At 72.1% G+C, this 11,391-nt stretch carries 6 protein-coding genes; 3 read left to right on the top strand and 3 right to left on the bottom strand.

The features are described from left to right. Window positions 1-12 precede the first annotated feature (12 nt). The gene (locus AB0J86_RS04575) at window positions 13-2,301 is read left to right on the top strand and encodes a hypothetical protein (RefSeq protein WP_363852476.1); all 2,289 of its coding nucleotides are present in this window, start codon (window positions 13-15) and stop codon (window positions 2,299-2,301) included. A 51-nt stretch (window positions 2,302-2,352) separates the two neighbouring features. Here the strand turns inward: AB0J86_RS04575 and AB0J86_RS04570 are convergent, their stop codons facing one another. Both AB0J86_RS04570 and AB0J86_RS04565 read right to left on the bottom strand, forming a co-directional pair. Next, window positions 2,353-2,712: an L-rhamnose mutarotase gene (locus AB0J86_RS04570; protein ID WP_363852473.1), complete on the bottom strand. Its 360-nt coding sequence runs from the start codon at window positions 2,710-2,712 to the stop codon at window positions 2,353-2,355. Between the two features lie 33 nt (window positions 2,713-2,745). Further along, entirely contained in the window at window positions 2,746-5,085 is a 2,340-nt protein-coding gene (locus AB0J86_RS04565; protein ID WP_363852470.1) for a rhamnogalacturonan lyase, read from the bottom strand. A gap of 452 nt (window positions 5,086-5,537) precedes the next feature. Here AB0J86_RS04565 and AB0J86_RS04560 point away from each other — a divergent pair, with 452 nt between their 5' ends. Next, the gene (locus tag AB0J86_RS04560; protein ID WP_363852468.1) at window positions 5,538-7,064 is read left to right on the top strand and encodes an alpha-N-arabinofuranosidase; all 1,527 of its coding nucleotides are present in this window, start codon (window positions 5,538-5,540) and stop codon (window positions 7,062-7,064) included. Between the two features lie 112 nt (window positions 7,065-7,176). Here AB0J86_RS04560 and AB0J86_RS04555 read toward each other — a convergent pair whose 3' ends face one another. After that, on the bottom strand, window positions 7,177-9,804 hold the full coding sequence (locus tag AB0J86_RS04555) for a phospholipase D-like domain-containing protein (RefSeq protein ID WP_363852465.1): 2,628 nt from the start codon (window positions 9,802-9,804) through the stop codon (window positions 7,177-7,179). 134 nt (window positions 9,805-9,938) lie between these two features. Between AB0J86_RS04555 and AB0J86_RS04550 the strand changes: the two genes are divergently transcribed. After that, on the top strand, window positions 9,939-11,387 hold the full coding sequence (locus AB0J86_RS04550; protein WP_363852462.1) for an RICIN domain-containing protein: 1,449 nt from the start codon (window positions 9,939-9,941) through the stop codon (window positions 11,385-11,387). The last annotated feature ends 4 nt before the right edge of the window (window positions 11,388-11,391 follow it).

Raw genomic sequence — 11,391 nt, 5'->3', positions numbered from 1 at the left:
CAAGGAGAACAGGTGCGGATAACAGGGAGACTCGGCCGGGCCGGATTCCGGTCGGCCGCCATGGTGGCGCTGCTCGCGCTGCTCGTACCGGCCGGGGCGGTGACGCACACCGCTCCGGCGCGGGCCGACGCGGCCGGCGGGGGCGGTGACTTCGTGCCGATCGCCGGCTCGGCGGTGCTGCTCGACACCCGGAGCGGCACCGGCGGTACGAAGGGCGTGCGGGGCGCGGCGAGCACGACGGTCTTCCCGGTGCTCGGCGCCGGCGGGATCCCGACCTCTGGCGTGGGGTCGGTGCTGGTGCGGGTGGCGGCGCTGAAGCCGACCGCGAAGACGTTCCTGGAGCTCTTCCCGGACGGGACGACCCGACCCAACCTGACGATGCTCTCGGCCGGTGTCGGCGAGCAGATCTCGAACATCGCGGTGGTCAAGGTCGGCGCCAACGGGAAGGTCGCGGTCTACAACAACAGCGGCAACACCGACATCGTGGTCGAGGCGCAGGGCTACTTCAAGTCGGCCCAGGGCAGCACGGGCGGCGGTTTCGTACCGGTCACCCACACCCGTCTGGTCGATACCCGCAGCGGGCTCGGTACGTCGACGGGAAAGATCGCGTCGGGTGCCAGCCGTACCGTGACGATCACCGGCAGCCTCGTGCCGGCGGGTTCGGCGGCGGCGATGGTGAACGTGATCGTGCCGGGCGCCACCGCGGCGGGCTGGCTCTCGGTCGGCCCGGCCGGCGGCAGCTCCCACCCGCTGATCAACTACGAGACCGGCTCGACCCAGTCCGGCGCGGCGCTGGCCCTGGCCGCCAACGGGCAGGTGACCATCACCAACAAGGGCACCGCCGCCGTCGACGTGGTGGTCAACGTCGAGGGCTACTTCTCCGCCAGCCCGTCGCAGGGGGCGGGGCTGCGTCAGGTCGCCGCCCGGCTGATCAACACCCGTACGGTGGGTGCGGGTCTGCCGGTGCCGGCCAACGGCACCCTGGACGTGCAGGTGGCCGGCACAAACGGACTGCCGACCCGGGGTGTCGCCGGCGCGGCGCTGAACATCGTGGTCACCCCGGACGCGGCGGGCTACCTGAAGGCGTGGCCGGCGGGCGAGGCGGAACCGGCGCTGTCGGTGCTGGACTTCAAGGCCGACATCTGGCGGGACAACGCCCTCGTGGTCAAGCCCGGTGTCGACGGGAAGATCCGGATCCGCAACGGCAGCTCGGCCGCCGCGCACGTGATCGTCGATCTGCAGGGCTGGTACGCGGACCCGCTGCCGGCGGTGCCGGTGGCACAGAACACGCCGATAACCGTGCTCCAGGCCGCCCCGTTGACCGGTGCGGCGTACGGCGAGCTCCACTACGGGTACGTGGACAACGGTGGCAACGTCCGTTGGGGCGAGCAGAAGAATCTGGACAGTTTCGCCTCGGTGCAGTGGACGGTCATCTCCGGCGGTGAGCGGTTCTCCGGGCCGCCGGCCCTGACCGGGTTCAGCGACGGGCGGATCCAGGTCTCGGCGCAGTTCCGGGACAGCAACATCTGGTCGGACACGCAGACCACCGCCGGCACGGCGGGCTGGAACGCCTGGACCAACCTGGGCGGCTCGATGGCCTCCGCGCCGGTGGCGCAGAAGCTGGGCGACGGCGCGATCGTGCAGTTCGCGGTCGACGTCGACGGGAAGTTGTGGGCGTACGCGCAGGCCGGCGCGGTGCCGTACTGGCGCGACCTGGGCGACCACGACCTGACCGCCGCGCTGACCGTGGTGCGGGTGCAGGACGGTCTGCGGGTGTTCGGGATGGACGCCCGGGGCGCGGTGCAGTCGGTGGAGTTCTACGACGACCAGTCGGTGTCGGCCTGGGCCGACCTGGGCGGCACCGGCCTGGCCGGTACCCCCGCCGTGGTGTCCCGTCCGGGCTACCAGCTGCAGGTCTTCGCCCGCGGATCCACCGGCGCGATCGTGTCGAAGACGCAGGACATCAGCGGGGTCTGGCCGGCGGGGTGGCAGTCAATCGGCACGACCAACCCGGACCAGCCGGCCCCGCCGGCGGCGGGCGCGCCGAGCGCGACGATCGACGAGACCAGCGGCCGGATCACGGTGGTGGTGCGTGGTACGGACAACCAGCTCTACCAGGTGACGGAGATCGCGACGGGCAGCAACACCTGGGGCAACTGGACCAAGACGGTGCAGGGCGACGACGTGGTCTCCACCGACCCGACGCTCTTCTCGTACCGCAACGTCAACGGTTCGTCCCTGGTGATCGTGTGCCGCGACGTCAACGGCGCACCGCACTTCTACCTGCCGAACGGCATGTGAGTCGACGCCGCTGGCCGGCCGCCCCACCGGGTGGCCGGCCGGCGCGTGGGCTCAGGCTCCCTCCTCGGCCGACTCGGCGGCGGTGAGCTGGGTGTCGAGGTCGAAGATCTCGTCGAGGACCTGGAAACCCTGGTCGGGGCGGCGCCCGTCGAGCCCCACGAAGAACGGCGCCATCGACTCCTGCCAGCGCGCGTTGACCTCGGTACGCTCCATCGCCGCCAGCGACTCCGCGAGGTCCTCGGTACGGAAGTATCCCACCAGGAGCCCGTCCTCGCGCAGGTGCAGGCTGTAGTCGTGCCAGCCGGCGTCGCGCAGGGCGCGCAGCATCTCCGGCCAGACCGCGGTGTGTCGCTCGCGGTACTCGGCCAGCCGGTCGGGTCGTACCCGCAGCACGAAGCAGACGCGTCGCATCCCTCTCCTTCCGTCCGGTGCCCGATGCCGGCGCTAGTGTCGCGGCGTCCGGCCGCCGGGTACCGGCACCCGGGACCAGTCGACGTCCGAGCCGAGGTAGAAGCTCGGGTACGAGGGCTGGTTGTAGGTGGTCTGCTGCCGGGCGACCTCGGCCCGGTACCGGGCGTCGTGCATGAGCGTGTAGAGCTTGTGGTCGGTCACCTCGGTGCTGAGGTAGATCCGTAGCGCACCGCTGTCCGCGGTCCGGAGCAGCAACTCCTCGCGCCAGTCGCCGAGGACGTCGGCGACCAGGCCCGGGTTGCCCTTCGTACCGTTGTTGGTGCGGGTGCCGTCGGCCGTGAGCAGCCGGCCCCGCCGCCAGTCCTCGATCGTCGGGGTGGCCTCCCCGGCGCCGTCGACGATCTGCGTCGTCAGGTCGGCCGCCCACCGGATGCTCATGTTGGTGCCGGGGGTGGCGGAGCCGAGCGGTCGGCCGTCCGCGCTCCAGAGCCCCACCCCGTTCGACGCCCAGACCTCCAGCCCCGGCTGCTCGGGGAGGATGTCGCCGACCATGCCGCGACCGGTGTCCACCCCGGTGTAGCCGCCGAAGAGTACGTCGTTGGTCGCGGCGTCGCGCAGCGCGTGTCCGTACGGGGCCGAGGTGGCGCCCTCGTGCACCATGTACGTCTCCAGGCCGGGACGTCGCGGGTCGATGTCGGCGACGTGCAGCGCGTCGCCGTGGCCGAGCCGGACGTACTGCCCCGGTGCGCCGCTCTGCGGCGGTGCCACCGCGAAGGCGCTGTTGAGCAGCGTGCCGTCGTGGTCGATGGTGGCGGCGCCGTAGACGATCTCCTGTTTCCCGTCGCCGTCCACGTCGGCCACGCTCAGCGAGTGCGCCCCCTGGGTGGTGATCGTTCCGAACTCCGGGTCGGTGCCGTTCCGGCCGTGCGGGCTGTCGTTGAACGGGTTGCTCATCGGCACCCAGCCGCTGTCCACGTACCACTGCTCGGCGAGGCGGCGCCCGTCCCAGCGGTAGGCGACCAGCGTGCTGCGGGTGTAGTAGCCGCGCGCGAAGACTGCCGACGGGCGGGTGCCGTCCAGGTACGCCACGGTGGCCAGGAACCGGTCGACGCGGTTGCCGGGCTCGATGCGCGGCATCGCGTAGTCGCCCCACATCAACCCGTCGTCGTACCGGCCCGGCCTGTACCGGGTGGTCGCCAGTTCCCTGCCGGTGGTGCCGCCGAGGACGCTGAGGTACTCGGGCCCGTCGACGATGAAGCCCGCGAAGGCCCGCAGGTTGTTCCGGCTGCTGCGGGCCGGGGCGTAGACGTCGACGAAGTAGTCGACGAGCGCCTCGGCGTCCGCGCGCGAGAGCGGGTACCGGTAGGCCGGCGGGATGCCGAACGCCTGCTCCAGGGTCGCGGGCCACCGCCCGGCCACCACCTCGGGGTGGGCGTGCCAGTCGCGGAACATTCCGATCAGGTGCTCGCGGTAGCCGTCGGCGCTGAGCCGGTAGTCGTCGCGGTGCGAGTAGCCGGCGCGCAGGTCCGCGGGCGGCATCGTGACGTACCGCTCGCCGGCGACGTCGCCGTGCCGGTCGTAGCTGACGACCCGCGTGCCGGGCGCGGTCTTGAGCATCAGCTCGGCGCGGCCGTCGCCGTCGAAGTCGTAGACGAGGAACTGCGTGTAGTGCGCCCCGGCCCGGATGTTGACGCCGAGGTCGACCCGGTAGAGCAGGGTGCCGTCGATCCGGTAGGCGTCGAGGTACACCGGGCCGGTGTAGCCGACCTGGGAGACGTCCTTGGAGTTCGAGGGGTCCCACTTGACGAAGTACTCGTAGGCGCCGTCACCGTCGACGTCGCCCACGCTGATGTCGTTGGCCGAGTACGTGTACGCCTCGCCGGCCGGGGTGACCCCGTCGGCCGGGCGGCGCAGCGGCAGCGTGTGGTGGGCGCCGGACCACGGCGAGACGGCCGGGCTGAGGTCCACCGCGCGCCCGCCGACGACGGCCGCGACCCGGTACCGCGCGCCGGGGGTGCCCTGCCGGTCGAGGTAGTTGGTGCTGTCGGTGACGGTCGCGATCCGGGTCCCGTCCCGGTAGACGTGGAAGTCGGCGCCGGTCATGCCGTCCGGGCCGGCCCCGGTGATCTCGTGGCCCAGCAGCCGCCAGCTGAGGAAGACGCCGTCGCCCGTGGCGGCGGCGACCAGCCCGCGATCGAGCTTCTCCAACCGGGCGGCGGGCGGCCGGCCGTCCGCGCGCGCCGGTTCGGTCCTGTTGGCGGGTGCCGGCCGGGTCGCGGCGGCGGGCGCCGGGGCGGTGAGCGCGACCAGTGCCGCGGTGGCGGCCGCGACCAGCGCGGGGGTCGCGGCCAGCGGGTGACGGGTGCGGTTCACAGCGATGGCCTCCGAACCTCTGCGGCCCCGGTCGCCGGCCCGGACGCCGGCGCGGGGACGCGACCAAAGACGGGGCCCGTGGACCGGGTGGCCGGTGTGGACCTCGCGAAGCCGGCGGGCGATCGGGGTCGGGTGGAATCCCGGCGGAGCTGGGGAACCGGCGGGCGATGGGTGGGATGAAACGATACAAGAATTTGAAGGCTATGGATGACCAGGCGTTTTTGTCAAGGCATCCCACCGCGCCGCCGAGGTGCCGCTCAGGACTCCGGCGCGCTGATGGCGATCTCGGTGCTCGCGCGGCTCCGCCCGCGCCGACGCCCCGATATCGTGGTGATCGCCCGCGCCCGACCAGCCCCCCTCACCGTGGGATCGCCCGCGCCGACCGGCCCGCGCCGTCGTGGGCCGCCCGCGCCCGACGATTTTCCCGCGTCGATCGACCCGACAGGAGAGACATGCTCACGGCATCCGTCGTACTGGACCCCGCCGCCGTCGTCGCCCCGGTCAGCCGCCGCACCTTCGGCTCGTTCGTCGAGCACCTGGGCCGCGCCGTCTACACCGGCATCTACGAGCCGGGACATCCGCACGCGGACGAGGACGGTTTCCGTACCGACGTGCTGGCGCTGACCCGGGAGCTGGGCGTCACGGTGGTGCGGTATCCCGGCGGCAACTTCGTTTCGGCGTACCGGTGGGAGGACGGCATCGGCCCGGTCGCGCGCCGGCCGCGCCGCCGCGAGCTGGCGTGGCACAGCGTCGAGACCAACGAGGTCGGCATCGACGAGTTCGCCCGCTGGGCCGCCAAGGCCGACGTCGAGATCATGTACGCGGTGAACCTCGGTACGCGCGGCGTGCAGGAGGCGTTGGACGTGCACGAGTACGCCAACCACGCCGGCGGGACGTACCTGTCCGAGCTGCGGCGGACCAACGGCGCCCCGGAGCCGTACGGGATCCGGCTGTGGTGCCTCGGCAACGAGATGGACGGGCCCTGGCAGATCGGCCACCGGCCGGCCCGGGAGTACGGCCTGCTCGCCGCGACCACCGCGCGTGCCCTGCGGGCGGCCGAGCCCGGCCTGGAGCTGGTGGTCTGCGGCAGCTCCAGCTCGTCGATGCCGACCTTCGGCGACTGGGAGGCGACGGTCCTGGAGCAGACCTACGACGTCGTCGACTACATCTCCTGCCACGCCTACTACGAGGAGCTCGACGGCGACCGCGGCTCCTTCCTGGCCAGCGCCGTCGACATGGACCGCTTCATCGGGAACGTCGCGGCCACGGCCGACGGCGTGGGCGCTCGCCTGCGCAGCACGAAGAAGATCAAGATCTCCTTCGACGAGTGGAACGTCTGGTACCTCTCCCGCTTCCAGCAGCGACCGCCGGAGACGGACTGGCGCGTGGCGCCGCCGCTGATCGAGGACGAGTACAACGTGGTCGACGCGGTCGTGGTGGGCAACCTGCTGATCTCGCTGCTGCGGCACAGCGACCGGGTGACCGCGGCCTGCCAGGCGCAGCTCGTCAACGTGATCGCGCCGATCCGTACCGAGCCCGGCGGTCCCGCCTGGCGGCAGACGATCTTCCACCCGTTCGCCCGTACCGCGGCGCTCGCCCGGGGCGACGTGCTGGCCACGCCGCTGGACTCGCCGACCTACGAGACGGCCCGGTACGGCGAGGTGCGGGTGGTCGACGCCGTCGCCACGCACGACGCCGCCACCGGCGACGTGGTGCTCTTCGCGGTGAACCGGGACCAGCACCGGCCGGTGCGGCTCGCCGCCGACCTGTCGCGGTTCGGCGGCGGGCTGGAGGTGGCCGAGGCGTGGACGCTCACCGACGACGACCTGGACGCCACCAACACCCGCGAGGCCCCCGACCGGGTCACCCCGCGCCCCCTCGCGGACGTCGCCGTCGACGAGGCCGGCGTCACGGCCGTCCTGCCCCGGGTCTCCTGGAACGCCCTGCGGCTGCGGCGCCCCAGCGGCTCGACCCGGTAGGGGCGGTGCGGGCGGGCGGTCCCGCCGAGGGCCGCCCGACGCGGGCCCGCGCCGGCGCGTACCGCCGGCCGTGGGCCCGGGTCTCGCCGACGGCGTCGGCGCTGCTCCGCGCTCAGCAGGTCTGCGCGCAGTTGCGCAGGCCGTACCGGAGCTTGAGCTGGGTACCGCCGTTGCCGTCCCAGTCGTCGACGTAGCTGACCGTGAGATAGCCGCCCTGGTCGACGCCGATCGCCGGGGCGTCCTGCCGGTTGGCGGTGAAGACGCTCAGCCGGTACTCGGGGAAGAGGTTGTCCGTCCCGCCGTTCGTGCCGATGCCCCGGGCCCAGACCTCGGTGCCGCTGCTGGCGCTGGTGAGCCCGGTCGCCTGGCCGGTCTCCTGCCACGTCACCACGGCGTTGCCGGCGCCGTCCACGGCCAGGTCTGGGTGCGACTGGCGGCCGACGCGGTCCGACTGGTACGCGGTCTGGCTGGTGACCGTATACGAGCCGGCCGCGTCGGTCGTCCAGCGGTGGATCGGGCCGCTGACCGGGCGGGCGGCGAACCCGGCGCTCGTCCCGGTGAAGCCGCGGATGTAGATCAGCGACTGCGGGTTGCCGTCGGCGCCCATCCGCCCGGCGTAGGCGTCGGTCCAGGCGGCGTACCAGGTCCCCGACGGGCCGATCGCGACCGACGGTTCGAGTTGCTGGCCGTCGGAGAGCGCGCCGCTGTGCACCGCGACGACGGCGCCGAAGGCTCCGGCGAGGGTGCCGGTCCGCGCCCGGATGCTGTAGCCGCCGTTGCCGTCCTCGTCGTCCTCCCAGGCGACCACCGCGGTCTCCGGGCCGCCGAGCGCGAGGTCCGGCCTGCGGTACGTGCCGCCGGCCACCGCCTGTACCGGCACGTCGTAGCCCCCCGTGACCGGGGAGAGCCGCGCGTCGGTGGCGCCGAACGAGGCGTACCGGATGGAACTCGTCCCGGTCGGCGAGGTGTCCTGCCACGCGACGCCGAAGCGGCCGTCGGGAAGTACCGCGACCGACGGTTCGCGCTGGTCACCGCCGTCCTCCGAGTTGACGTTGACGACCGCGGTCATCGTCCCGTCCGGGCGGACGCGGCGGGAGCGGATCTCGTAGCCGCCGTTGCCGTTGCCGTCGTCGGCCCAGACGACCACCGCGTCGCCGTTGCCCGCGAGGCCGACGTCGGGGCTGCGGTAGTTCCAGTTCGTGCTGCCGCCGGTCCGCACCACGACGTCGGACTGGCGCACGCCGTCGACGAAGCGGCCCAGCCGGATCTCGTTGCCGGTGCCGCTCGTCGAGCCGGAGCTGAAGGCGACCACGCTGACGTGCTGGCCCGCGGCGTCGCGGCGCGCGGCGACGGCCGGCTCGTGCTGGTCCCCGGTGGCCACCTGGTTCGCCGTGGTGAAGGTGGCGTCGGGGTAACGCGACGGGGCGATCCGCACGGCGGCGTCGGTGATGGCGGTGAAGTCGGCGGCGTAGCCGTCGTAGACGGTCGCGTCGTCGATCCGCAGGAGCGTCTCGTCGTTCTTCTTGAGCGCGCCGTTGGTGAGATTGTGCGAGCCGGTGTACACGTACCGGTGGGTCCGGCCGTCCTTGCCCGACACGCCCTGCACCAGCACGTACTTCGAGTGGACGTTGCCGTCGGAGCATTCCGCGTTGGCGCCGGAGCCGACCGCGAAGAAGGACTGGCGGCAGCCGCCCGGGTCCATCGCGTAGACCTCGATGCCGCGCCCGGCCAGCTCGTCCATCGCGTCCTCGTGCTCGCCGGTGGCCACCTGGACCGTGCAGCCGGCGGCGAGCTTGTCGCCGAGCGCGTCGACGACCTCGGGCCGGGCCTCCCGGAAGGACCACATCGCCAGCCGGATCACGTCGTCCGTGCCCGTCGCCGAGCACCGCAGGTCGTCGATGGCGGCGGCGAAGACGTCGTGACGGGTGCTCTGCGGATTGAAGCTGCTGCTGATCTCGCTGTCCTCGGCGCTGCTGGGGGAGTCGCGCGGCGAGAACCAGAGCCGGAACGGGCCGGCGTCCACGTGCCCGGTCTCGTAGACCTTGCCGCCGCCGGTCACCGCGAGCTTCCGGTGTACGTAGTCGCGGTACGCGCTCGCGAGGGCGGCGTTGCCGGAGACCTCGACGAGGTTCTGGAACATCTGCTGCTGCGGCTTGGTCGGGTTGTTCGACCCGACCAGCGTGACGTCGGTACGACCGTCGGTGAGCCGGCTGAACACCCAGAACTTGTTGTGGTCGATGCCGACGCCCCCGCCCGCGCACGAGGCGAAGCAGCGCTTGACCCACGAGCCGGTCGCGCCGGACGACCACGCGGGCAGGCCGCCGATGAGCGCGTCGACCTGGGCGGACTGGTGGCACGCCGCGGGGTCGCCGTCAGTACAGGCCTCGACGAGCAGGCGGACCTGCACCCCTCGGGCGTGCGCGGCAAGCAGATGGTCGGTGATCGCCTGGTCGGTGAAGGTGTACAGCGAGGCGTAGAGCGTCGATCCGGGCGCGCTCGCCTGGACCAGGGCGTCGATCTCGTCTCGCAGCCCGGTGGTCTGGTACTTCGTGAACTGCGGCCCGGACCTGCCCGGGTCCGGGGTGGCGAGGTCGGCGTCGGGGACCGGGTCGAGGGTCGGGCGGAGGAAGAGGATCCTGATCGATCCGCTGCCGACGACGACGGTGGACGTGGCGGCGGGCGTCGCGGTGCCGAGGACCGTACCGATCGTCAGCGCGAGCGCCAGCAGGGGACGGCGCACGGGTGCTCTCCCTTCGGACGGAGTTTCTTGATCTTCAGTTCCTCGGAACGATACGCGTCGAAGTCTGGCGCCGTGGTCCGGAGTCGGCTATGAAGTCTCTATAGACAACCTTCAATCTGCTGGGAAGGTGCGACGTGAAGGGTAGGCGGGGGCTCCTGCCGGCCATCGTGGCGCTCGTCGTGGCGGCGGCGGCCGGCGTCGCCGCCGTCACCGTCGGGGCGGCGACCGCCGGGGCGGCACCGGTGAGCATCACCAACGGCACCCGGTTCACCGACACCGCCGGCAATCCGCTGCACGCCCACGGCGGCGGCATCCTCAAGGTCGGTGACTACTACTACTGGTTCGGCGAGAACCGCAACGCGAACAACACCTTCCGGGCGGTCTCCGTCTACCGCTCCACCGACCTGCGCAACTGGGAGTTCCGCAACAACGTCCTCACCCAGTCCTCGGCCGCCGAGCTGCAGGTCGCCAACATTGAGCGGCCGAAGGTGATCTACAACGCCAGCACCGGCCGGTACGTGCTGTGGATGCACAAGGAGAACGGGTCGGACTACGGCGAGGCGCGGGCGGCCGTCGCCTCGTCGGCCACCGTGGACGGCAGCTACACCTACCACGGCAGCTTTCGGCCGCTCGGGCAGTACATGTCCCGGGACCTGACCCTCTACAACGACAACGGCACCGGGTACCTGATCTCGGCCGCCGACGAGAACTACGACCTGCACATCTACCGGCTCACCCCGGACTACCTCAACGTGGCCGGCCTCGTCGGCAACTTCTGGAACGACGCCCACCGCGAGGCGCCCGCCATGTTCAAGCGCGGTGCCACCTACTTCCTGCTCACCTCGGGCGCGACCGGCTGGAGCCCGAACCAGGCCAGGTACGCCACCGCGCCGAGCATCTCCGGCCCCTGGACCGGCTGGACCAACGTGGGCGACTCGACCACCTTCGGCTCCCAGCCGACGTACGTGCTCCCGATCCAGGGCGGCTCCACCACCAGCTACCTCTACCTGGGCGACCGGTGGGCGGGCGCCTGGGGCGGGCCGGTCAACGACTCGCAGTACGTCTGGCTGCCGATCACCTTTCCGTCCAGCACCAGCATGAGCCTGACCTGGTACCCGTCGATCACCATCGACGCCGCCGCCGGAACCGTGACCGGCAACGCCCCCAGCTACCACCGGGTCGTCGCCCGGCACAGCGGCCGGGTGATGGACGTGGTGGGCAACTCGACGGGCGACAACGCCGAGGTCAAGCAGTACGCCTGGAACGGCGGCGGGAACCAGCGGTGGGAGTTCCAGGACGCCGGCGCCGGCTACGTCCGCCTGGTCAACCAGAACAGCGGCAAGTGTCTCGACGTCGCGTCCGGCTCGACCGCCGACGGCGCGAACATCATCCAGTACGCCTGCGGCGGCGGCCAGAACCAGCAGTGGCAGTGGGTGGCCACCGGGAGCTACTTCCAGCTGCGGGCCCGCCACAGCGGCAAGTGCCTCGACGTGGTGAACGCCGGCACCGGGGACGGCGCCGACATCCAGCAGTACGCCTGCGGCGGCGGTACCAACCAGCAGTGGTCGCGCGTCCAGTCGTGACGCC

It is taken from the genome of Micromonospora sp. NPDC049559 (assembly GCF_040676675.1).
Classification (GTDB): Bacteria; Actinomycetota; Actinomycetes; order Mycobacteriales; family Micromonosporaceae; genus JBFAPK01.
This window is presented reverse-complemented; position numbering and strand designations above follow the sequence as displayed.

Excerpts from the sequence above, each read along its gene's own strand:
- AB0J86_RS04570 (WP_363852473.1), bottom strand. The coding sequence starts at position 2,712 with ATGCGACGCGTCTGCTTCGTGCTGCGGGTACGACCCGACCGGCTGGCC.
- AB0J86_RS04560 (WP_363852468.1), top strand. The coding sequence starts at position 5,538 with ATGCTCACGGCATCCGTCGTACTGGACCCCGCCGCCGTCGTCGCCCCG.